At 72.5% G+C, this 22,305-nt stretch carries 21 protein-coding genes and 1 pseudogene; 10 read left to right on the top strand and 12 right to left on the bottom strand.

The annotated features are described in order from the left end of the window. Window positions 1-113: 113 nt before the first annotated feature. Window positions 114-986: a CPBP family intramembrane glutamic endopeptidase gene (locus ACQEVS_RS09585; RefSeq protein WP_433017952.1), complete on the top strand. Its 873-nt coding sequence runs from the start codon at window positions 114-116 to the stop codon at window positions 984-986. A gap of 529 nt (window positions 987-1,515) precedes the next feature. On the opposite strand, the gene ACQEVS_RS09580 is transcribed toward ACQEVS_RS09585, so the two are convergent. From ACQEVS_RS09580 to ACQEVS_RS09570, 3 genes are all read right to left on the bottom strand, one after another. Next, window positions 1,516-2,421, bottom strand: coding sequence for a PhzF family phenazine biosynthesis protein (locus ACQEVS_RS09580; protein ID WP_433017949.1), 906 nt, complete (start codon window positions 2,419-2,421; stop codon window positions 1,516-1,518). Window positions 2,422-2,572: 151 nt separating this feature from the next. Further along, window positions 2,573-2,869, bottom strand: coding sequence for a hypothetical protein (locus ACQEVS_RS09575; RefSeq protein WP_433017946.1), 297 nt, complete (start codon window positions 2,867-2,869; stop codon window positions 2,573-2,575). A gap of 331 nt (window positions 2,870-3,200) precedes the next feature. Beyond that, on the bottom strand, window positions 3,201-3,866 hold the full coding sequence (locus ACQEVS_RS09570) for a hypothetical protein (protein WP_433017943.1): 666 nt from the start codon (window positions 3,864-3,866) through the stop codon (window positions 3,201-3,203). A gap of 377 nt (window positions 3,867-4,243) precedes the next feature. Between ACQEVS_RS09570 and ACQEVS_RS09565 the strand changes: the two are divergent. Both ACQEVS_RS09565 and ACQEVS_RS09560 read left to right on the top strand, forming a co-directional pair. Next, window positions 4,244-5,506 (top strand): annotated as a pseudogene (locus ACQEVS_RS09565) (multidrug effflux MFS transporter); the annotation flags it as partial. A gap of 334 nt (window positions 5,507-5,840) precedes the next feature. After that, window positions 5,841-6,869: a small ribosomal subunit Rsm22 family protein gene (locus tag ACQEVS_RS09560; protein ID WP_433017940.1), complete on the top strand. Its 1,029-nt coding sequence runs from the start codon at window positions 5,841-5,843 to the stop codon at window positions 6,867-6,869. A gap of 337 nt (window positions 6,870-7,206) precedes the next feature. Here the strand turns inward: ACQEVS_RS09560 and ddaH are convergent, their stop codons facing one another. Together ddaH and ACQEVS_RS09550 are read right to left on the bottom strand one after the other, a co-directional pair. Further along, window positions 7,207-8,031, bottom strand: a complete 825-nt coding sequence (ddaH, locus tag ACQEVS_RS09555) for a dimethylargininase (RefSeq protein ID WP_433017937.1) — start codon at window positions 8,029-8,031, stop codon at window positions 7,207-7,209. 113 nt (window positions 8,032-8,144) lie between these two features. After that, window positions 8,145-8,321, bottom strand: coding sequence for a DUF6243 family protein (locus ACQEVS_RS09550; protein WP_185940565.1), 177 nt, complete (start codon window positions 8,319-8,321; stop codon window positions 8,145-8,147). A gap of 147 nt (window positions 8,322-8,468) precedes the next feature. Here ACQEVS_RS09550 and ACQEVS_RS09545 point away from each other — a divergent pair, with 147 nt between their 5' ends. Together ACQEVS_RS09545 and ACQEVS_RS09540 are read left to right on the top strand one after the other, a co-directional pair. Then, entirely contained in the window at window positions 8,469-9,074 is a 606-nt protein-coding gene (locus ACQEVS_RS09545; protein WP_433017933.1) for a TetR/AcrR family transcriptional regulator, read from the top strand. A gap of 152 nt (window positions 9,075-9,226) precedes the next feature. Beyond that, the gene (locus tag ACQEVS_RS09540; protein ID WP_433017930.1) at window positions 9,227-9,958 is read left to right on the top strand and encodes a bifunctional DNA primase/polymerase; all 732 of its coding nucleotides are present in this window, start codon (window positions 9,227-9,229) and stop codon (window positions 9,956-9,958) included. Window positions 9,959-10,074: 116 nt separating this feature from the next. On the opposite strand, the gene ACQEVS_RS09535 is transcribed toward ACQEVS_RS09540, so the two are convergent. From ACQEVS_RS09535 to efeO, 4 genes are read right to left on the bottom strand one after another with little or no spacing between them, the layout of a single operon-like run. Next, window positions 10,075-11,043, bottom strand: a complete 969-nt coding sequence (locus ACQEVS_RS09535; RefSeq protein WP_433017927.1) for a hypothetical protein — start codon at window positions 11,041-11,043, stop codon at window positions 10,075-10,077. After that, window positions 10,949-11,995, bottom strand: a complete 1,047-nt coding sequence (gene efeU / locus ACQEVS_RS09530) for an iron uptake transporter permease EfeU (protein WP_433017924.1) — start codon at window positions 11,993-11,995, stop codon at window positions 10,949-10,951. Before efeU ends, ACQEVS_RS09535 begins: the two co-directional genes overlap by 95 nt. A 27-nt stretch (window positions 11,996-12,022) precedes the next feature. After that, window positions 12,023-13,504 (bottom strand): iron uptake transporter deferrochelatase/peroxidase subunit, encoded by a 1,482-nt coding sequence (efeB, locus tag ACQEVS_RS09525; protein WP_433017921.1) that lies wholly within the window; start codon window positions 13,502-13,504, stop codon window positions 12,023-12,025. Between the two features lie 15 nt (window positions 13,505-13,519). Further along, a complete protein-coding gene (gene efeO / locus ACQEVS_RS09520) occupies window positions 13,520-14,656 on the bottom strand; it encodes an iron uptake system protein EfeO (RefSeq protein ID WP_433017918.1) in 1,137 nt (378 codons plus the stop codon). Between the two features lie 825 nt (window positions 14,657-15,481). Between efeO and ACQEVS_RS09515 the strand changes: the two genes are divergently transcribed. The 3 genes from ACQEVS_RS09515 (at window position 15,482) to ACQEVS_RS09505 (ending at window position 19,014) form a co-directional block, all read left to right on the top strand. After that, entirely contained in the window at window positions 15,482-17,485 is a 2,004-nt protein-coding gene (locus ACQEVS_RS09515) for an HtaA domain-containing protein (protein WP_433017915.1), read from the top strand. A 130-nt stretch (window positions 17,486-17,615) separates the two neighbouring features. After that, window positions 17,616-18,446 (top strand): ammonia-dependent NAD(+) synthetase, encoded by an 831-nt coding sequence (nadE, locus tag ACQEVS_RS09510; protein WP_433017912.1) that lies wholly within the window; start codon window positions 17,616-17,618, stop codon window positions 18,444-18,446. Window positions 18,447-18,639: 193 nt separating this feature from the next. Continuing rightward, window positions 18,640-19,014, top strand: a complete 375-nt coding sequence (locus ACQEVS_RS09505) for a hypothetical protein (RefSeq protein WP_433027404.1) — start codon at window positions 18,640-18,642, stop codon at window positions 19,012-19,014. Window positions 19,015-19,076: 62 nt separating this feature from the next. Here ACQEVS_RS09505 and ACQEVS_RS09500 read toward each other — a convergent pair whose 3' ends face one another. Beyond that, a complete protein-coding gene (locus ACQEVS_RS09500) occupies window positions 19,077-19,472 on the bottom strand; it encodes a hypothetical protein (RefSeq protein WP_433017909.1) in 396 nt (131 codons plus the stop codon). Between the two features lie 414 nt (window positions 19,473-19,886). Between ACQEVS_RS09500 and ACQEVS_RS09495 the strand changes: the two genes are divergently transcribed. Further along, complete coding sequence (locus tag ACQEVS_RS09495; protein ID WP_433017906.1) at window positions 19,887-20,240, top strand: beta/gamma crystallin domain-containing protein; 354 nt, start codon at window positions 19,887-19,889, stop codon at window positions 20,238-20,240. A 342-nt stretch (window positions 20,241-20,582) separates the two neighbouring features. On the opposite strand, the gene ACQEVS_RS09490 is transcribed toward ACQEVS_RS09495, so the two are convergent. Continuing rightward, complete coding sequence (locus ACQEVS_RS09490) at window positions 20,583-20,972, bottom strand: VOC family protein (RefSeq protein ID WP_433017903.1); 390 nt, start codon at window positions 20,970-20,972, stop codon at window positions 20,583-20,585. A gap of 220 nt (window positions 20,973-21,192) precedes the next feature. Continuing rightward, window positions 21,193-21,480, bottom strand: coding sequence for a winged helix-turn-helix transcriptional regulator (locus tag ACQEVS_RS09485; RefSeq protein WP_433017900.1), 288 nt, complete (start codon window positions 21,478-21,480; stop codon window positions 21,193-21,195). A 392-nt stretch (window positions 21,481-21,872) separates the two neighbouring features. On the opposite strand from ACQEVS_RS09485, the gene ACQEVS_RS09480 reads away from it, so the two are divergent. Then, window positions 21,873-22,277 (top strand): YybH family protein, encoded by a 405-nt coding sequence (locus ACQEVS_RS09480; RefSeq protein WP_433027401.1) that lies wholly within the window; start codon window positions 21,873-21,875, stop codon window positions 22,275-22,277. The last annotated feature ends 28 nt before the right edge of the window (window positions 22,278-22,305 follow it).

The following is a 22,305-nucleotide window of genomic DNA, read 5'->3' as shown; positions in this document are numbered from 1 at the left end:
GCGCGGCGCTTCGTAGCGTCGGTGGCATGAGGATTTCGACGGGGGGAACGCCCCTTTTCGGTCGGGTGGGTTCGGAGCCGGTGGGGCTCGGGCGGGCGCGGAAGGTGCCGTCGGTGAGGCGGCGGCGGGACCTGTGGCTGTATCTCGGGGTGGCGTACGCCGGCATGTGGCTGGCCATGCTGCCGCTGCTGGTGACCGGGTACCGGCGGGGTGACGCGCGCGAGAGTACGGGCGCGCTGGCGGAAGTGTGCATCGCCTTCGCGATGTTCGCGCCGGCGCTCGCCGCGGTGGTCGCCGTACGGTACGCGCGCGGGGGCGGGCGGCTGAGGGAGGCGCTGGCGCTGCGGTGGCCGAGGCCGTGGGGGCGTGCGGTGCGGGAGTGTCTGACGGCCGCCGCCGTGCCCGCAGGGCTCACCGCGGCGGCCCTGGCCCTCGGGGCCCTCGCCGGACGCTATCCCGTAGGGGACGTGGACGCCGGGAGCGTGACCGGCTGGCTGGCCGGCGGGCTGGTGGGGATGGTGGTGTCCTTGCCGCTGTTCTTCGGCGAGGAACTGGGCTGGCAGGGCTACCTGTTCCCGCGCCTGCTGCGGGACGGCCACCGGACGCGCCCGCTCCGGGCGTACCTGCTGACCGGCGTCGCCTTCGCCCTGTGGCACCTGCCCACGTTGATCATGGGCGGCCAGTACCCCGGCCGCTCCTGGTACGTGTCCGTGCCCGCGATGGTGGTGAGCTGCACGCTGGTCCTGCCGGTCTTCACCTGGCTGCGGCTGCGCTCCGGCTCGGTGGTGCCCGCCGTCATCGCCCACGCCTTCGTCAGCTCCCTGAGCGTGGGCATGGTCAAGGAGTTCGCCGACCCGGACGCCGCCCTCGATCCGCTGCACATGGGGCTCACCGGGTGGCCCGGGTGGATCGTCATGGCCGCGTTCGTCGCCTTCCTGGCCCGGACGGGGCGGCTCCGGCCGGCGGGTGGCCCGGATCGGCCCTGATCGCGGCCGACCTGCGCGTTCCGTGCCGCCCGCGGCCGGGCGGCCGCTCGTCCGACAGGCCACCGGCCGGGGAACGCGGGCCGGAACCGGCCGCCCGGACGAAGGGCGAGGCTGATGCGCCGACCGGACCAGGCCGCCGGCGGACTCCGCCAGGCGGCCCGGGCCGTCCCCCCGCGCCCACGGCGGCCGTTGCCTCGTGAACGGTGGGACGCCCGAGGCCGTCGAGTGGGCCGGCCCTCGTCCCGCCTGCTCGTCGTCGGGTTTCCGGACCCGGAACGGATCAGGTCAGGCGGTGGTATGTCTCGCCCGCGTACGGCGGTGCGGCCGGGGCCGGTCTGCGCCGAGGGCGCCGGCGAGCAAGGCCGGGCGCCGGCCGGCCGGTTCGGGCTCGTAGGTCCGTAGACCCGCCGACCGGTCCGGGCCCGTAGGTCCGCAGGCCCGCCGGCCGGTTCGGGCTCGTAGGTCCGTAGACCCGTCGGCCGGTTCGGCCTCGTAGGCCCGCCGGCCGATCCGCCTCGAACGGCCCGCGTCAGGCGATCCGCGCCGCCGTGCCCGACACCCGGACGCGGGAGTCGCCCGGCCGGAGGGTGACCTCCAGGCGGCCGGGGCGGCCGAGGTCGTCGCCCTGGTGCAGGGCGAGCGTCGCGTCGTCGCCGACGAGGCCGCGGTCGCGCAGGTACGCGCCCAGGGCGGCGGCCGCCGCGCCCGTCGCGGGGTCTTCCACCACGCCGCCGACGGGGAACGGGTTGCGGACGTGGAACACGGACTCGCTCTCGCGCCATACCAGGGGCACCGTGGTGACGCCCATCTTCTGCATCAACGCGGCCAACCGGTCGAAATCGTAGTCGAGTTCGGCGAGCCGCTTCCGGGTGGCCGCGCCGAGGACGAGGTGGCGGGCGCCGGCGTAGGCGATGCGCGGCGGGAAGGCCGGGTCGAGGTCGGCGGCGGGCCAGTCCAGGGCGGCCAGCGCCTCGGCGACGTCCTCCGGAGCGGCCTCCTCCGTGTGCGGCTCGACGGAGGTGAGGGTGGCGCGCAGGGCGCCGTCGTGCTCCACGACGGAGACCGGGACGGTTCCCGCCCGGGTGGTGAAGACGAAGTCCCCGGGGCCGCGCAGCTCGGCCAGGGCCACGGAGGTGGCGACGGTGGCGTGACCGCAGAAGGAGACCTCGGCCAGCGGGCTGAAGAAGCGGAGGGTGAACGACCGGTCCGGCTCGGCGGCGTCCTCGGGCGGTGCGGTGAGGAACGCGGTCTCGCTGTAGCCGACTTCGGCGGCGATCCGCAGCATCTCCGCGTCGTCGAGGCCGGACGCGTCCAGGACGACGCCGGCGGGGTTGCCGCCCGCGGGGTCGGCGGAGAAGGCGGTGTAGCGCAGGACCTCGGTGGTGGCGGAGGCGGGGGAGCCGGTGGAGGCGGCGGTGCCGTCGATGATCGTCATGGCCACCCCAACCGGGCGGGGACGGCCGGTTATTCCGGTCCCGCCGGGCCGCTTAACACTCCCGTCACATACGCGGGACCGCCCTCGCCCCGAGGCCCCGCCCGGCCGGCCGCCGGAACAGGGCCTCGGGGGGAACGGTGTGCGTGCCGCCTCAGCGCACGGTGACGTAGACCGGCTCGGAGACCGCGCCGCCACCCGTCACCCGCAGGGCGTTCTTGCCCTTGATGCCGAGCTTGACGCGCATGGAGTAGGCGGAGTTCTTGTTGACGGTGACCTTCGCGGGCAGGGAGACCCACTTGGCGCCCTGCTTCTGCTGGAGGACGACCGTGGTGCCCGCCTTGATGCCGGTGGCCTTGCCGCTGACACGGAACTCCTGCCACGCGCCGATCGAGCTGACGCTCGCCTGGGCGGTGAGCGCGGGCTTGGCCGCCGGGGCGGGCGCGGCCACGGACGCGACGGGCGCGGGGCGGGGGCGGGGGCGGGCGCGGCGAAGGCGGTGGCAGCGCCTCCGGCGGCGAGACCGGCGGCGAGGACACCGGCTATGGCGAAGCGGTAGGCACGGTTCATGACGTATTCCTCCCTGATGGGCCCGTTGGGTCTCGATGACCCGATGGCGGGGCTTCACTGGGGAATACGGGAAAAGAGCGAAGTCGGTTGCACAGCGCATCGAACTCTTTTCCGAAGTGTGCGACGGAAGTGCCCTCAGAGGTCAATTCGCGCCAAACTCGGCCCGGGCCCGTCACATGCCTCCCGCCGCGCCTCCCGGGCCGCCCATGGCCTCATGAGGAGAACGTGAAGTTCGAGTGGTTCGTGGCGAGTTGGGTGCCGTCGGGCCCGTAGGCCGTCACCTGGAGCTGCCAGTGCACGGCGGGGTTGACGACGACGAAGGTCGGGTGCCAGTGGGTGACGTCCCAGTCGAGGACCGGCGACCGGACGGCGCTGTCGAGGCTCAGGGACTGCTTGGTCAGGTCGTTGTACGTGTGCCACCTGATGGAGACGATCCTGCCCTTCAGGCCGTTGAACGTGACGTTCGCCTGCACTTTGGTGAGACCGACGCCGGCCGACCCCTGGGAGAGGACGCTGGTGACACTGGCCGAGACCCGCAGGGTCGCCGGCGCCGTCGTGTACGGCGGCGGGACGGGCTGGGGCGGGACGGGCTGGGGAGGGGCGGTCGCCGGCCCGGGGACCGGTGCCGGCGGGCCGGAAGCCGGGGGCGTCCAGGGGGCGTCACTCGTCGGACCACTCCTCGGGCCGCCCGCGGGGCCGGCCGCCGGCGGGGGCGTCGGCGGGTCCGCCTTGTCATTCGGAAGGTGCCCCTGGAGCAGGATGGGCAGGAGTGACCCGAGCACGACGGCCAGCCCGCCGGTGACCCAGTAAGCCCAGACCCGGCGCCACAGCGGGGTCCCCGGCGGATCGGGCAGGTGTGGTGGCTCTCCGGCCCTCATGTCCGTCCCCCTCGGTATGGCCCGGCGAGTGCCTGCGTGCTTCATCCCCCGGCGAGTGCCTACGTGCTTCATCCCCCGGCGCGCGCCCGCGCGCCCGCATAAAGCCGACGCGACGCCGGCATGAGGCCGGCGCGTAGTCGGCGTGAGGCCCGCACGAAGCCCGCACGAAGCCCGCATGAAGGCCGCACGAAGGCCGCGCGAAGCCCGCCTTTGGGCCGAGCGTGACGGGACGCTACTCCCGGAACCGGCCGTTCAGGGAGGCGTATGAGGCGCATGAGCAGGCGCGCTCCCCGCCGCCGTGCGCCCTTGTAAGGGACGGGAACGGGATGCGTCCATGACACGATGGACGGATACCTGTACGAGCCATGGAGTAACGCATGAAGGAGCCCGCACCCGCCGCGGTCGACGCGCCTGGGGACACCGCGTCCGACCAGCACATATCCTCGCCGGCCGGAACGCCGCCCGGCCGCCGGAACCGGCTGTTCGTCACCCTCGCTCTGGGCGGGCTCACGGCCGTGGCCCCGCTGTCCATGGACATGTACCTCCCGGCACTCCCCGAGGTGACGGATTCCCTGAGCAGCCCCGCGGCCACCGTGCAGCTCACCCTCACCGGCTGCCTCATGGGTATGGCGCTGGGGCAGCTCGTCGTCGGCCCGATGAGCGACAAGTGGGGCCGCCGCCGGCCGCTGCTCGTCGGCATGGCGCTCTACGTCGTCGCCACCGTCCTCTGCGCGGTCGCCCCCAACGCGCCCCTCCTCATCGCGTTCCGCCTGGTCCAGGGCCTGGCCGGCGCGGCGGGCATCGTGATCGCGCGCGCCGTGGTGCGCGACCTGTACGACGGCGTGGCCATGGCCCGTTTCTTCTCCACCCTGATGCTGATCTCGGGCGTGGCCCCGGTCGTCGCGCCGCTCATCGGCGGCCAGCTGCTGCGCTTCACGGACTGGCGCGGCGTCTTCGTGGTGCTCACCGGGGTCGGCCTCGCCCTGACGTTCCTCGTGTACCGCTACCTCGACGAGACCCTGCCGCCCGGCCGCCGGCAGTCCGGCGGGCTGGGCGAGACGCTGCGCGCGATGCGCGGCCTGCTCGCGGACCGCGCCTTCACCGGCTACATGCTCTCCGGCGGCTTCGCCTTCGCCGCCCTCTTCTCCTACATCTCGGCGTCGCCGTTCGTCGTCCAGGACATCTACGGCGCCTCGCCGCAGACGTTCAGCCTGCTGTTCGGCCTCAACTCCGTCGGACTCGTCATCGTCGGACAGATCAACGGCAAGGTGCTGGTCGGCCGCGTCAGCCTGGACAAGGCCCTCGGCTGGGGCCTCGCCGTGATCACCCTGGCCGCGGCGGCACTGCTGGTGCTGACGACGGGCGTCCTCGGCGAGCCGGGCCTGGCCCCGGTCGCCGCCGGGCTGTTCGTCCTGATGGCCGCCATGGGCCTGGCCATGCCCAACACCAACGCCCAGGCCCTGATGCGCTCGGGCAACGCGGCCGGCTCCGCCTCCGCCTTGCTCGGCACCTCCACCTACCTGCTCGGCGCCATCGCCTCCCCGCTCGTCGGCATCGCGGGCGAGCACACGGCCGTCCCGATGGCCACCGTCCAGCTCGGCTGTGCGGTGGCGGCGGTGCTCAGCTTCGTCCTGCTGTGCGGGCGGCGCGGCTCGCGCGGCCCGCATGGCAGCGCGGGCCCGGGGCCTCGTCGGCCCCGGCGGGCGAGAGCCCCGAGGGCCGTACGGGCGCGACGGGCACCGTGGCCGCGGAGTAGCCCGGTCCGCGCGGGCCGGGCGCGCGGTACCCCGGGGGCGACGGTTCCTCGGCGGCGCGCCCCGGGCAACGTCCGGGGTACGAGAGTCGCGCGGGGGCGGCCGTCACCCGCCCCCGCCCGCCGTACCCGCCCCGCCGCCCGGCAGGCCGCGCCCACCACGCCGCCCGCGGCACGGGCAAGCGGCGCCCGCCCCGCCCCCACCCCGTAAAATCCACCCAATGCACGCCCCCGAGAACACGCCGCCGACCGGCGAGAACCTCCGCGCCGCGCTCGCCGGACTGCTCGACGGTCTGCCGCCCCGGCAGGCCGCGCGGGCCGTCGAGCGGCTGATCGCCAACTACCGGGGGCGGACCCCGACCGACGCGCCGGTCCTGCGCGACCGATCCGACGTCGCCGCCTACGCCGCGTACCGCATGCCCGCGACCTTCGAGGCCGTCCGGCACGCGCTGGAGGCGTTCCGGGAGCGGATGCCCGACTGGTCGCCCGGTTCGCACGTGGACCTCGGCGGCGGTACGGGCGCGGCTACCTGGGCCGTCGCGGCGGCCTGGCCGGAGGGCGCCGGGCGGACGACCACCGTCCTGGACTGGGCGGAACCCGCCCTCGCCCTCGGCGCCGAACTCGCCGGCGCCGCCGCCTCGCCCGCGCTGCGCGCCGTGCGGTGGCAGCGGCAGGTCATCGGCGGCGGCCCGGCCGTCCCCGACGGCACCGACCTCGTCACCGTCTCCTACGTCCTCGGCGAACTCACCGACGACGCCCGGCGGTCCGTCGTCGACCAGGCCGCCCGGGCCCGGGCCGCCGTGATCGTCGAACCGGGCACGCCGGAGGGCTACCGCCGGGTGATCGACGCCCGCGACCGGCTGATCGCGGCGGGTTTCGAGGTGATCGCCCCCTGCCCGCACAGCGCCGCCTGCCCGATAGAGCCGGGCGCGGACTGGTGCCACTTCTCCGCCCGCGTCAGCAGGTCCTCACTGCACCGGCAGGTCAAGGGCGGCTCGCTGGCGTACGAGGACGAGAAGTTCTCGTACGTCGCGGCCGTGCGGACCGGTGACGTGGACGGTCTCCCCGGCGCCCGCGCTCGCGTCGTCCGCCGCCCGCAGATCCGCAAGGGCCAGGTCCTCCTGGAGCTGTGCACCCGCGACGAGGGCCTGCGCCGCGAGACGGTGACCAAGCGCCACGGCGACCTCTACCGCGCCGCGCGCGACACGGACTGGGGCGACGCGTGGCCGCCGGAGGCCGGCGAGGACTGACCCGGCCGGGCAGCGGCGGTCGCGCGGGCGGGCGGTGTTCGAACGGTGCACCCGGCGCCCACGCCTCCGCTTGCGGCCTGGGCATCTCGGGCACTGGACGCCCCCACCCCGGGCACACCGGCACACCGGCCGCCCCGAGCGCCGGCCCGGGCTCCCGAGCGTCCAGCACCCGCACCCGCACCCGCCACCGGCCGGGCCGGCACCCGGCCCGCCCGGCACATGCGCCCCGGATCATCCAATCCGTGCGCCCCGGACGTCCCGGCACATGCGCCCCGGATCATCCAATCCGTGCGCCCCGGACGACCCGGCACATGCCCCCCGGATCATCCGGCACCGCTCAACGCAGCTCCGCCGTGCAGCACTTCACGCTGCCGCCCCCCTTCAGCAGCTCGCCCAGGTCCATCCCGATCGGTTCGAAGCCGCGTTCCCGCAGGGGGCCGAAGAGGCCGACGGCCGCCTGCGGGAGGAGGACGTGGCGGCCGTCGCTGACCGCGTTGAGGCCGAGCGCCGCCGCGTCCTCCGCGTCGGCGACGAGCGCGTCGGGGAAGAGGCGTTCCAGGACGGCCCGGCTGCCGGGGGAGAAGGCGCCGGGGTAGTACATGATCTCGTCGCCGGCCGCGTCGAGGACGCACAGGGCCGTGTCGAGGTGGTAGTAGCGGGGGTCGATCAGGTCCAGGCCGATGACCGGGCGGCCGAAGAACTCCTGTGCCTCGGGGTGCGACAGCGGGCTGCTGCGGAAGCCGCGGCCGGCGAGCAGCCAGGAGTCGGTGACGGCGAAGTCGCCCTCGCCCTCGTTGATGTGCTCGGGTTCGCGGACCACCTCGTAGCCATGCGACCGGAACCACTCCGCGTGCACGGCCGCCTCGGCGGCGCGCTGCGGGTGGGCGAAGCGGGCGCCGAGGACGCGGCCGTCGACGACCGTGGCGCCGTTCGCCGCGTACACCATGTCGGGCAGGTCCGGGCGGGGTTCGAGCTCCTCCACGGTGTGGCCGAGGGCGCGGTAGCGGTCGCGGAGGGTTTCCCACTGCGTGAGGGCGAGCGGCAGGTCGACCGGCTTGGCCGGGTCCATCCAGGGGTTGATCGAGTAGGTGACCTTGAAGTGGGCGGGCGGGCACATCAGATAACGGCGGGGGCTCGCCGCCCGTGGTGCTGCGGTACGCAAGTCGCGCTCCTCACGGTGGTGTTGGGCACGTACGCGGCGAGCGTACGTGCCCAAATCGTCCACGCTGGGCGCCGTTCGCGCATGAACCGTACGGGTGGTTTACGCACGGCCCGTCACGCCCCGGTGGTACCGCTCCTTCCTTCCCGCAACGCGCGCAGCAGTTCCCGCTTCTGTGCGAGCGGGTCGGCGCCCCGGCCGGCCCCGCCGGACGCGTTGCCGCGCAGCGCCTTGCGCGAGAGGTTGCTGCGGGTCCCGCCCACGCCGAGCATCCTGCCGTTTCCCCGGGTCATGGGGGCTCCTTCCGTCGGTGCCTCGCATTCGATTGAGACGAGACGTCTCGTCTCGCGATGACTCCGCTATTACGCCACGCGCCACACCCCTCCGTCAACCCCCAACGAGACGAAACGTCTCGCCTCATCGAACCGCTACCCTGCCCCATGGCCACTACCAAGACCCCGCCCGACGCCAACCGCCGCAGCGAGCGTTCCCGTCGCGCGATCCTGGAAGCCGCCCTCGAACTCACCGGCGAGACCGGCTACCAGCGGCTCACCATCGAGGCCATCGCCGCCCGGGCCGGCGTGGGCAAGCAGACGATCTACCGCTGGTGGCCCTCCAAGGCCGCCGTCCTCCTGGACGCCTTCGTCGCCCTCGGCGAGGAGGCCGCCGAAGGGCACCACGAGCTTCCCGACACCGGCGACCTGGAAGCCGACCTCAAGCTCGTGCTCCGCGCCACCGTCGACGAACTCAACAGCCCGCGCTACGACGCGCCTTCGCGCGCCCTCGCCGCCGAGAGCATCGCCAACCCGGACCTCTGCGCCCAGTTCACCAGGGCGGTGCTCGAACCGCAGCTCCAGCTGTACGTCACCCGGCTGCGCGCCGCCCAGGAGGCCGGGCAGGCCGACCCGGACGTGGACCCGCGCATCGCTCTGGAACTGCTCGTCGGCCCGCTCGCCCACCGCTGGATGCTGCGCACCCAGCCCCTCACCCACGCCTACGCCGACAGCATCGTCGAGATCACCCTGCGGGGACTCAGCCCGCGCTGAACCCCGCCGCAGGGCGCCGCCGCCGGGCCCGTCCACGCCCGGCCCACCCGCCGGAGCGGCCCGTGTCACACCCTCGGATGCGCCCGACGGTCACGTCGGGCGCAGGATGGTGGCAGCATTGAGCGGAGACCGCGGTCGAAGTGAGGGGATAGATGGAACGCAAGAGCAGATTCTCCCAGTGGCTGCGCCGCCCCAGGAGCGGAGCGGGCGGCGATGCGGGTGCGGGGGCGGCCACCGGTGCCGCCCGCGAGGAACTGCTCCTGGCCGCGGCCGCCGCGGGGTTCCCCCTGGCCCCGGCCGCCCACCCGTCCGGTTACGGGTGTTCGTGCGAACGCATCGGCTGTCCCACCCCGGGCCGGCATCCCGTCTCCTTCGCCTGGCAGACCCTCGCCACCACCGACCCGGAGAAGGTCGCCAAATGGCTCCGGGCCCAGCCCGAGGCCAACTTCGTCACCGCCACCGGCATGGCCCACGACGTCCTGGACGTCCCCGCCGAGGCCGGCCGCAAGGCGCTGGACCGGCTCACGGCCGCCGGCGTCGAGGTCGGGCCCGTCGCCACCGTCGCCCCCGACCGCATGCTCTTCTTCACGGCCACCCGCGGCACCCCGGACGACGAGGACGAGTGGTGGCCCTGCGAGCTCGACTGCCACCCCGAGACCCTCGACGAGCACCCCGGCCTGCGCTGGCACTGCCGCGGCAGCTACGTCCTCCTGCCGCCCTCCCGCCTGCCCGGCGACGACGCGCACGTGGCCTGGCTGCTGGGCCCGGAACGGCCGCTGCCGGATCCGCTGACGCTGCTGGAGACGCTGACGGACGCGTGCGCGCAGTACGCGGGGGACCGGCCGGACCACGAGCACCAGGCCGCCTGGCCGATCGGCCGCTGACCCCGTCGAGGACGTCCAGGCGAGGACGTCCAGGCGAGGACGTCGAGGACCGCCCGCGGGCTCGCCGGGGCCCGCGCCCGGCCCTTGCCCCGCCCCCGTCCCCGCCCGCCCTTCGGCTACTCGCCCTTCGCCGCGATCAGCGACTCGATCCGGTTCAGGAACCGCACCCGGGACGCCGCCCCCTTGACCCGCTCTCCCTTCGCCGGCACCCGCACCGCCGACTCCGACACCCGTGTGTACGTGATCGCCGTCGACAGCCGCCCGGTCAGCAGGGACTTCGTCCGCTGCTCGGTGACGGCCGGACGGACGCCCCTGGCCATGGTCCGCTTCTCGCGGTGGTGGGCGGTGAAGAAGACGACCGCGCCCCCGTCGGCCGTGCGCAGCGCGAGCGCGGGGAAGCCGGGCCCCTGCTCGGGGGTGTCGATCCAGTCGGTCCAGAAGGTGGGCGTCCGCGCGAGCTTGGCGCGGTCGGCCCGGAGCTGGGTGGTGGCGAGGTCGGGGGCGAAGTCGTCGCCCTTGCCGGTGCGCAGGAAGCCGGTGTACGCGCCGCTGACCGCGTCGGGGTCCAGCGCCAGCCCGGACGGCTCCCCGGCCCGTACCGGAACGGCCTCCGCCAAGCCGTCCCGGTCCGTCCGGAACGCCGGGACCGTGCCCGGCGCCTGCAGCGTCAGGTAGGCGGCCTTCCACGGGTCCTTGGCGCTGTCGCGCGTGAACACCACCAGCCACCGGTTCCTGTCCCGGTTGCTGAGGGTGTCGGCGACGAAGAACTTGGGCCAGCCCGCCGACTTGGGGATGGCGAACCGGGCGTCGCGCAGTTCCAGCGCCGGATAGCCCGGGTTGCCCTGGGGCAGCAGCTTGCGCTGCGCGGTCACGTCGGCGCGGCCGATCTCGGCGAGGGCGCCGGTCTCGACCCGGTCCACGAGGGCCGGGTCGAGCGCGCGGTACGCCTTGGTGTAGCCGGCGGTGAAATCGCCGAGGGCCTTGGCGGCCTCAGCCTTCTCCACCGCCGGGACGATCTCCCGCTCGCCGTGCACCGTCACGCACCCGGTCGCCAGCAGCGCCGGCAGCAGGAGCAGCGGGAGCACCCGGGACGGCACCGGCCACGGCGGACGACGCGGAAGGCGCGGCAGACGACGCGGCGGGCGCGGAAGACGCGGGCGCGTCCGACGTCGCATCGGCCTTGGACTCCTCGGTGACTGCGCTGGCAGCGGTGGCTGCCGGGGACGGCGCCACCTTACCGGTGCGGCCGGGGCGGAAGAACAGCACCAGGGTCGGGACCAGGTACAGCACCCACACCCACACCTGGAGCTTCGTCGGGTCCGGCTGGAAGTTGAAGACGCCCTTCAGCAGCGTCCCGTACCAGCTGTCGACCGGCACCTGCTCGCTGATGTCGAACGCCGTCGAGTTCAGCCCCGGCAGGACGTCGGCCTCCTGGAGGTCGTGGAAGCCGTACGCGAGCACGCCCGCCGCCACCACGATCAGCATGCCGCCGGTCCAGGTGAAGAACTTCGCCAGGTTGATCCGCAGCGCGCCCCGGTAGAACAGCCAGCCCAGCAGCACCGCCGTGAGCAGCCCGAGCAGCGCGCCGACCAGCGGCCGCACGCCGTCGTCGGTCGCCTGCACCGCCGTCCAGATGAACAGCGCGGTCTCCAGGCCCTCCCGGCCCACGGCCAGGAACGCCGTCACCACCAGCGCGGTGGTGCCCATGGCCAGCGCCGCGTCCAGCTTGCCGTGCAGTTCCTTCTTCAGGTGCCGCGCGGTGCGCCGCATCCAGAAGACCATCCACGTCACCAGGCCCACGGCGATGACGGACAGCGAGCCGCCCAGCATCTCCTGCGCCTCGAACGTCATGGTCTGCGAGCCGTACTGGAGCACGGCGCCGAAGCCCATGCTGAGCAGCACGGCCGCGGCGATGCCGAGCCAGACCGGCCGCAGGGCGTCCCTGCGGCCGCTCTTGACCAGGTAGGCGACGAGGATGCAGACGACCAGGCTGGCCTCCAGCCCCTCGCGCAGGCCGATCAGGTAGTTGCCGAACACGCGGCGCCTCCTTCGTGTGCGGGGCCGTCAGCCGAACAGCGTCCGACCCCACCAGTCGTCCTTGTCGCGGACGCCCGGCGGGACGGCGAAGACGGCCGAACCCACGTGCTGGATGTACTCGTTGAGGGCGTCCGAACGCGACAGCCGGGTCTGGATCGGCACGAAGCCGTCCCGGACGTCGCGCTGGTAGGCGATGAAGAACAGTCCGGCGTCGAGCCGGCCCAGGCCGTCGGTGCCGTCCGTGAAGGAGTAGCCGCGGCGCAGGATCGTCGCCCCCGCGTTGGTGTCGGGGTGGGCGAGGCGGACGTGCGCGTTGGGCTTCAGCACCCGGAGGTTGGGCTCCTCGCGCTCCCGCCGCTTGCCCTGCGGCGCGCCCTCGGCCTTGTCGCGGCCGAAGACGTCCTCCTGCTCCTTCAGGGAGGTGCGGTCCCAGGTCTCGATGTGCATGCGGATGCGGCGGGCGACGAGGTACGAGCCGCCGGCCATCCAGCCGTCGGCGTCCTTCTCGCCCACCCACACGAACTTGTCGAGCCGGTCGGTCTCGGTGCCCGCGATGTTCCGGGTGCCGTCCTTGAAGCCCATCATGTTGCGCGGCGTCATGGCGTCGGGGGTGGTCGACGAGGTCTTGCCGAAGCCGAGCTGCGACCAGCGGATCGCGACCCGGCCCATGCCGATGCGGGCGAGGTTGCGGATCGCGTGCACCGCGACCTGCGGGTCGTCCGCGCACGCCTGGACGCAGAGGTCGCCGCCGCTGCGGGCCGGGTCCAGGTTGTCACCGGGGAACGGCGGCAGGTCGATCAGGGCCTTCGGGCGGCGGCCCTTGAGGCCGAAGCGGTCCTTGCCGTCCTTCTCGAACAGGGTGGGACCGACGCCGAACGTGAGCGTCAGCCGGGACGGCTTGAGGCCCAGCGCCTCGCCGGTGTCGTCCGGCGGCAGCTCGTCGTTCTCGCTGATGGCGCCCTCGCCGACCTCGTGACCCGCGGTCATCCGGGCGGCGGCGGCCGTCCACTCCTTCAGCAGCTGGATCAACTGCTCGCGGTCGTCCGTGCGCACGTCGAAGGCGGCGAAGTGCAGCCGGTCCTGGACGGGCGTGGCGATGCCGGCCTGGTGGGGGCCGTAGAAGGGCACGGCCTCGCCCTCGGCGGCGGCCGGCGTCTTGTCGTCGTCGCCCAGGCGCAGGGCCGCGGTCGTGCCGCCGGCCGCGGCGGCACCGAGCGCCAGACCGGCGCCGCCCCAGCCGAGGAGGGCGCGGCGGGAGGGCTTGCGGGAGGAGCCCTTTCCGGCCGCGCCGGCTTCCGCCTTGGCCTCGGGTGCGGCCTTCGCTTCGTCCTTGGGGGCGGCCTTCGCTTCGGCCTGGGGTGCGGCCTTCGCTTCGGCCTTGGGTTCGGCCTTCGTTTCAGCCTGGGGCTCGGCCTTCGCTTCCGTCTTCGCTTCCGCGGGCTCCGCGGCTCGGTCGCCGGAAGCCGTCCCGTTCGTCGTCTCGTTCTTCTCGTTCATCGCGTCGCTCATCGCACGTATCCCCGGTCACTTCACGACGGCGCCGGCGAGCTTGGACAGCGGCTCGGAGAGGGCGTTGACGACGTCGGACAGCTTCTTGCGGTCGTCCTTGCCGACCGTGTCGTAGGACTTGAAGGAGTCCCCTTCGCGGTAGTCGTCGAGGGACTTCTTCACCGCCGCGAACTGCTTGTCCAGTTCCTGGACGAGCGCCGCGTCCTGCTTGCCGGCGACCGGCTTCAGCAGCTCGTACGCCTTCTCCGCGCCCTGGACGTTGCCCTCGAAGTCGACCAGGTCGGTGTGGCTGTAGCGCTCCTCCTCACCGGTGATCTTGTTCCGGTAGACCTCGTCGAGGAGCTCCTTGGCGCCGTTCGCCATGCTGGTCGGCGTGATCTCGGCGGTGCCGACCCGCTTCTGCCAGTCGGTGAGGTCCTTCATCAGCTGGTCGGCGAGGGCCTTGTCCTCGTCAGTGATCTTCTTGTCGTCCCAGAGCGACTTCTCCAGCCTGTGCCAGCCGGTCCACTTCTGGCCCTTCTCCAGGCCGTCCTCGCGGACGTCGACCTTGGGGTCGATGTCACCGAACGACTCGGCGACGGGCTCGGTCCGCTCCCAGCCGAGGCGGGACGGGGCGTACGCCTTCTTCGCCGCGTCGAGGTCGCCCGACTTCACGGCGTCGGCGAACTTCTGCGCGAGCGGGAGGGTCGCGTCGGCCTGCTCCTGGACGTACTTGCGGTACTCCGCGACGGCCTTGTCGAGCGCCGGGTCGGCCTTCTTCTCCTTGCCGTCGCCGCCGGTCACGGAGATCTTCTGCCGGATTCCGTCGCCCTTCATGCCGGGCTTGCAGGCGATCTCGTAGTCGCCGGCCTTCTTGACGGTGGCGGTGATCTCCGCCTTGGTGCCCGGGCCGATGTTCTCGCGCTCGGTGACGATCCGGTCGTCCGCGGCGTAGACGTAGACCTCGGTGACCTTGGAGCCCTTGTTCTGAATGTTGATCTTCACGTCACCGGCGGGGAACGAGGTCTTCGACACCTCGCACTTGTCGTCGGAGGCGGTCACGCGGATCGCGTCGGCGTCACCGGCGTCCGACTTCTCTGCGCAGCCGGACACGACGGCCAAAGCCGCCGCCGCGGCGACGACGGTGACAGCGGAGGAGCGGAGGGCTCGCATACGGGCTCCAGGCGTGCTCGGAAGTCGGAATCCTGCCTTTTCATCACATCTCCGTCACAAAGGGAGGCGATGTGGCTGAAAAAGCACCTCTAATAAGGCCGACCTAACTTATCTGAGGCTTGCCTGAGTCGTTCCCCAAAGTGCACGTGATTCTGCTCTCATGCGGCAAAATCTTGCCCCAGTCGACAGCTTGATCACTTGGGTCCGCCGGGTCACTTCTGTCGCGGGGGGTGGGGTGGGGGTGGGGAGCGGGCGAGGGGTGGGTGAGGGGTGAGCAGGTGGGGGAGCGGGGGGCGGAGTGGCGAGATCGGGTGGCCGATCGGAAACCCGCTTGCCTCGGGAGGCGATCCCTCGCGCAATGCGCCCGGGGTGCTGCGGTGGCCTCGACACCTCGCCGGGGTGTGCGCGACGTGCATGCCGACGCGGCGTAGACGCGCGTACCGGGCCCGTCGGCCGCCGGGAGGCCCACGAACGGATGGGGGACGAATCCGGCCACCTCGGACGTGGGCGGGTGGCCGTCCGGTGGGGCGCGCGGTGCGGGTGACGACTCGCGTGATGACGCGTGTGACGACTGGGGGACGACGCGAGTGGTGACGTGTGCGGCGACTCGTGATGGCGCGAGTGGCGACTCGCGATGGCATCCGGGGGAGCCGCGATGGCGTTTGCGGCGACTCGTGATGACGCGGGTGGCGACTCATGTGCCGTGATGTGACGACTCATGTGCCGTGTGAGGGACCCTTTTCCGCTTTCCGCGCATCCATTCGACTGACTACCTTTCATGTGCCGGCAGGCACCGGCCGCACTACCCCTAAGGAGAGTTGACACATGGCCGTAACTCAGAGACGGACGGCGTTCACCGCCGCCGTCGCCACGGCGATCGCCCTCGGGGCCACCGTGCTCACCCTGCCCGCCCGAGCCGCCGGTGAGGAGCCGGACGCGGCGGCCAAGCAGCCGACCGGGTTCCAGCTCAAGGACGCCACCCTCACCTGGGGCATCAAGGAATCGTTCCGCCAGTACGTCACCGGCAAGGAGGCCGACGGCACCATCCGCGTCGCCGACGGCGCCGAACAGGCGGACGGCAACGGCGCCTTCACCTTCTCCGGCGGCAAGGGCACCTACGACCGCGAGAAGCACTCCTTCACCACCGCTTTCAAGGGCAGCGTCCGCTTCCTGGGCCACGCCAAGGGCGAGGGGAAGAAGAAGCACTGGGACCTGGACGTGAAGTTCAGTGACCTCAAGGTGATCGGCGAGGGCGGGAAGGGTCGCGTCACCGCCGACGTCACGACCTCCGGCAAGACCCGCGACGACGTCACCCTCGCCACGCTCGACCTGGCGAAGGGGGAGTCGGCGGGGAAGAACGAGAAGGACGAGAAGGACGGCAAGGGGGACAAGGCCGAGAAGGACGAGAAGAAGACGGAGAAGAAAGCCGACAAGAGCGACAACGGTAATAAGGGCGACAAGGGAGACAAGGGCGGCAAGGATCACGCCAAGGACGACAGCAAGAGCGACGCCAAGGACGCCAAGAAGGACGCCAAGAGCGACGACAAAGCCGACGGCAAGAACGACGTCCCGGCACTCGCCAAGGTCCCCGCGAGCCTGACCGCCGACGGCGCCAAGGCGCTCACCTACAAGAAGCACTCCGTCTACAAGACCGGGGCGTCCCTCGACAACCTCTCCCTCTCGGTGAAGCAGAGCGCTCCGCTCCCGCTCCCCGACGATCACGAGCCGGCCCCGATACCCAGCAAGAAGCCGGCTCCCGACTCCGACAAGGTGCCCGCGCCGAAGCCGAAGGAGCCCTCCGAGCCGAAGAAGACCCCTGAGTCGAAGGAGACCCCGTCCTCCGAGTCGAAGCCGGAGGGCGTCGACGAGGGCAAGGTCTGGGGCCCGGAGGAGGAGTCGTTGGTCCCGAGGACGGGCGACCCGAAGGGCGGTACCGAGGGGACCGGCGGCTCCTCCGCCTCCCCCGGGACCACGGGAAGCACCGGGAGCTCGGAGACGCCGGGGACCACCGGCAGCACCGGCAGCAGCACCGAGCAGTCGAACCAGCTGGCCGCGGACTCCACGGTCTACGACGGCCGTCTCGACTGGGGCGTCTCCCAGGCGTTCCGTACCGCCATCACCGGTTCGCCGGCCAACGGGAAGATCGAGGTCTCGGGCGGCGCGGAGCAGCGGGACACCGGGTTCCGCTTCACCAAGGCGAAGGGAAAGTACGACACGGCGAAGTCCCAGCTGGTCACGGCCGAGTTCGAGGGTTCGGTGCGCTTCCTCGCCTACCAGACGGAGAAGGGGGCGGAGGTCGAGGTCACCGTCTCCAAGCTGAAGATCGACGGGGCGAAGAAGCAGCTGTGGGGCCATGTTTCCAACAAGGTGGGCGGGAAGCCCGCGTTCGAGGGCGACGTCGCGCTGGCGGACCTCCTCTACACGGACTCCCTCACGGCCGCCAACGGCGTCGTCACGCTCAACACGGTGCAGGCCACCCTCACCGAGGACGGGAAGAAGGCGCTGACCATCCGGGGATTCAAGCCCAACAAGAGTGACGGTCTCGACCCGGTGACCGCGAAGATCGCGGTCAACAAGGACGCCAAGCTCGACGACGACTCCACCGGCACGAACACCGACGGTACGAGCCCGTCGGGTACCGGCACCGGTACGAGCGGTACCGGCAGCTCGTCGGGTACGGGTACGGGCACTGGCACGGACGACTCCCTCGCCCACACCGGTAACGACACCCCCACCGGCCCCCTGGTCGGCAGTGCCGCGGCGCTCGTCCTCGCGGGCGGGACGGCGGTCTGGACCGCGCGTCGCAAGTCGGCGAAGCTGACCGGCTGATCTTCGTCGGTCCGTCCGCTCGGGCCCTGCCCACCGCCGCCACCCGGCGGCGGTGGGCAGGGCCCCCGCGCTCCCACTGGGTAGGCTGGCGGAACAGCACCACGCGAACCGCACGCACCAAGGAGCAGACGTGAGCGAGCCGGCGTCCACCGCCCTGCAGCAGGAGATAGCCCGGGAACTCCAGGTGTCCGAGGACTTCGACGCCGAGCGGGAGATCGAGCGCCGGGTGGCCTTCCTCGCCGAGCGGCTGACCTCCACCGGCCTGCGCTCCCTCGTCCTCGGCATCAGCGGAGGCGTCGACTCCACCACCGCGGGACGGCTCTGCCAGCTCGCGGTCGAGCGGGCCCGCGCCACCGGCCACGAAGCGCACTTCTACGCGATGCGGCTGCCCTACGGCGTCCAGGCCGACGAGCACGACGCCCAGCTCGCCCTCTCCTTCATCCGCGCCGACCACGTGCTGACCGTGGACGTCAAGCCCGCCGCCGACGCCGCGCTGGAGGCCGTCCTCGCAGGCGGCACCCGCTTCCGCGACGCGCACCACCAGGACTTCCTGCACGGCAACATCAAGGCACGGCAGCGCATGATCGCCCAGTACGCGGTGGCCGGGGCGCACGAGGGCCTGGTCGTCGGCACCGACCACGCCGCCGAGGCGGTCTCGGGCTTCTTCACCAAGTACGGCGACGGGGCCGCCGACCTCGTCCCGCTGACCGGCCTCACCAAGCGCCGGGTACGCGCCGTCGCCGACGCCCTGGGCGCGCCCGCCGAGCTGGTGTGGAAGACCCCCACCGCCGACCTGGAGACCCTCGACCCGGGCAAGGCCGACGAGGACGCGCTCGGTGTCACGTACGACGACATCGACGACTTCCTGGAGGGCAAGCCGGTCGAGGAGCGGGCCTTCGAGACGATCGTCCGCCGCTACCGCCTCACCGACCACAAGCGCCAACTCCCCATCGCTCCCTGAGAAAACGCCGCACCGGGCGTCACGGATTCTTCCTACGAAGCGACAAGGCGCAGGGCGCCGTCCCGCGCGCCACTGGCACCTGTGCCGGGCGGCACGGGAATGCCATGCTCTGCTTGATTCCCGCTGCTGGTACGGGAGTTACCCGTGTGCCGGCAGCCGGTGTGTTCCTTCAACGAGAGTGGGAGTGAACGTCATGGCATCGCTGCGCAGTCGTCTCATGGTCACGGTGGTGGCCGCCGTCGTCGGAACGGCGGTGCTGGGCCTGGCGCCCGCCGCACTGGCGGACGACCACCATCACCACCACGGCGACGACGGATACCCGGTGCTGGTGGTGTCGCCGGCGCCGGGGAACCTGACCCAGGAGCACAAGGTGACCGACACCTACCGGTACGACCCCACGGCGTCCGGCGGCTCGTCGATGACGCCGGAGGGGCCGTCCGCCGCGCAGCCGTCCCCGGCGTCGACGCCCGAGTCCGGGGCCGTGTCGAGCGCCAAGGACACGGCGAACAGCACGGGCCAGTCCGCCACTTCGGGCCTGTCGAGCGCCGTCAACTCCTTGCTGAAGTAACCCTCGGCGGGCCCCTGCGATATCGGCCCCCGCCCTGCGCCCCGGACGCCGCCCCGCTCACCTCACACCGCCGCCCGCACCGGCAGGGCGACGACGGGTCCCGCTCCGCGGGCCCGGGAGGGCGCGGGGCGGCGGCGTAGCCTGCCGTGAGCGACCGGATGTGAGACCGGCTGGAGGCCGTGGCCCAGGAGTACGTCCGGCAACTCATGGCCGCTCAGGCGCAGGGCGCCATGATTCCTGAGCTGTCGCGTCACCTGTCGCGCCTTCTTTGACGTCGGGGCGGAACGTTCAGCCGTCGCGTCCGGCAGCCAGGACGTGTCGAGGTCGGTGGCCACGACGTGCCCGGTCGGCCCGACGCGCGCGGCCGGCCATGCCGGGACGCCGGCCCCGCCGGCGCCGACCTCCCGCCGGCGCCGCCACCCCTCGCCGGCACCGATCCGCTCGAAGTGCCGGAACATCGACGCGTCGAAGGGCTCCGACAGCGCGGCGAACCGCTCGCCTGCCTCGGTCTGCCGGTTGCCCAGCCGGTAACCCCGTGTCCTGCTGCCCCACCGCTCCCCGTTCGCCTGTCATGGGGCGGTCATCGCACGCGGACCATCCCGGCCGATTGCCCCAGGGAGTTGCGATCCGGACACCGGAGGGGGGTGTTCCAGTCAGTTGAGCAGTCAACGGTTGCTATGTACAGCGGTTACGGGGGATCGTCGTTATGCGAGCGCGAGACGAGATGGCGTGGCGGCCTTCCGCAATCGAAGTCGGCGCGAATTCCTCTCGTTCGGCGCGACGCGTGACGCACGACGCATGAACCCCGGCGCGACCCATGGCGGTTGCCCGGTGAACTCCCGGTTCGACATTCGAAGAAGGAGACTCGTCCAGTGCTGTCGAAAGCGAAAAAGACCGCGACTTCCGCCGCCTTGGCCCTCGCGGCCGCCGCCGCGTTGACCGTGGTCGTCCCGGCCGGCAACGCCTACGCCATCGACCACATCCCCTGCCGCGGCGGGGAGCCCTTCCTGAAGATCTGGTCGCACAGCGGCGGACGTCAGAGCGTCGACTGCTACGCGAACCGCGGTAGGACCGACTTCGGCGGATGGTGGGTCGACAAGATCTCCACCGGCAACAACGACCTGATCTACTACGACGCCAACGGCGACTCGGTGAAAATCGAGCGCTGGCATGAAATCACCTTCCCGAACCGCCCGCCCAAGGTGAACTCCATCGAAATCCTCTGACGCGGCAGTAACGTTTCAGCGGTCCGGGGCCGACACGGTTCTCGTGGGGCGCGCCTCCCCCTTGCCACCGTTTTTCCGGCGTCCAGCCGGATTCCCTCGTCTCGTCGTGACAGGTAATCCGTATGCCCCGGGCCGCCCTGATGCCGACCATGCCTTTACCGGCCATGGCCGGCATCGGCTGCTTTTACGGGCCGGTTTTCGCGGAGGTTTTCACCGAGTCGGCGGCCGTCTCCACGGGGTGTGCGGTCGGCCGTACGAGGACGTCAGGATTGAAGTCGTGGGGCTGTGCCTGTGGGACCGAGCCCGCAGGGCCGGGCCCCCGCGGCAGGGCCCGCCCGCCGCCTACGCCGGCTGGGCGAGCTGGATCAGGTTGCCGCATGTGTCGTCCAGCACCGCCGTCACCTCCGGCCCCATCTCCACCGGCTCCTGTGTGAACCGCACCCCCAGCCCGCGCAGCCGATCGAACTCGGCGCGGACGTCGTCCACCGCGAAGGCGGTGGCCGGAATGCCGTCCGCGACCAGCGCCTCCTTGTACGGCTTCACCGCGGGGTGCCCGGAGGGTTCGAGGAGGAGTTCGGTCCCGTCGGGGTTCTCCGGCGAGACGACGGTCAGCCACCGGTCCGTACCCCCGACCGGGACGTCGTGCTTCGTCACGAACCCCAGCACGTCGGTGTAGAAGCGGTGGGCCTTCTCCTGGTCGTCGACGAAGACGCTGGTCAGGTGGATCCTCATGACGTGCTCCCGGGGCGGAGGGGGGCGCGGGCCGGTCGCCCGGCAGCCCGGCAACCGGCCGTGCGGACCCTGCCCAGTATGGACGCCACCCGGCTCCCCGGCCGCTCGGGCGAGGAGTCCGGTACCGGGAGCGCGGCCGCCCGCCAACCGCTCCGGGGAACCCGCCATCTCCCGGCCCGGAACCGCTCCGGCCTCCGCCGGCCCGCCCCCCGGCCGGTGCCTACTCCGCGTCGGTCGTGACGGGGAAGCTGGCCAGCCGTTCTCCCGTCCGGTGGAGTTCGATGAGCAAGGGGCGGAGGGCGCGGCCGGCGGGGGTGAGGGTGTAGCGGGTGCTGACGGGGAAGCCCGGCAGGCGTTCCCGGACGAGAAGGCCGCGCTGAAGGAGGGTGTGCAACCGGTCCGAGAGCACCTTGGGGCTGATCTCCGGCAGCCGGTCGCGCAGGGCGCCGAACGAGTGCGGGCCGTGCATCAGTTCGCGCAGGACCAGGGTGGTCCAGCGGCCGGCCACTGCGGCCAGTGCGGCCTCGACCGGACACGTCGGTTCCGGCCGCACCGTGCGGCCCGGCCCCGGCGGGACCAGCTCGGTGTCCCAGCGGTGATCCCGGGCGCCACTCCGTGCGTGATCCCGGACGTCATTCCGGGCGTGATCCGGGACGTGGGTTTCCGTTTGGTGAGTCTCGCGACGACCGGTTTGGCTGCCGTCATGAGTATCGACACGCGTTCCGCACACGGTCCCGACCTTACCGGCCACCCGGATTCCGACGGCCCCCGCTTCCCGTCGGTCCCCCGAATCCCGACGACTCCCCGCTTCCCGTCGGCCCCGCAGCCTCCGCAGCCTCAACCGCCCCTACCGCCCCTGCCTCCTCCACCTCTCCCACCACATCCCCCACCACCTCGTCCATCCGCCTCGCCACCGAGGCCCGGCACCACCCCGAGGTCTTCGCCGCCGCCTTCAACTCCGGCGACCCGTCCGCCCTTTCGCGCGTCTACGACGAGGGGGCCGTGTTCGTCCCCCGGCCCGGGGAGTCGGCCACCGGTCCGGAACTGCGGGCGGCCAACGCGGCGTTCCAGGCGCTCGGCGTTCCCGTCGAGGTCCGTCCCCGGCACACCTATGTCGCCGACGACATCGCGCTGTTGATCGTCGACTGGGTCATCGACGGCCCCGGGCCGGACGGCCGTCGCGTTCATATCGAGGGGACCGCCACGGACGTCGCCCGGCGCGGGCCGGACGGTCGCTGGCGGTACGTCATCGACAACCCGTTCGGCACGGCGACTCCGGAACCGGAGGACGTCCCCGCCGGCTGAACCGGGGGTGTGCGCGGGCGGGGCGGCC

The sequence above is a fragment of the Streptomyces sp. CA-181903 genome, from assembly GCF_050937075.1.
Taxonomy (GTDB): Bacteria; Actinomycetota; Actinomycetes; order Streptomycetales; family Streptomycetaceae; genus Streptomyces.
The sequence above is the reverse complement of the archived record's forward strand: the minus strand, read 5'-3'. Positions and strand labels throughout refer to the sequence as shown.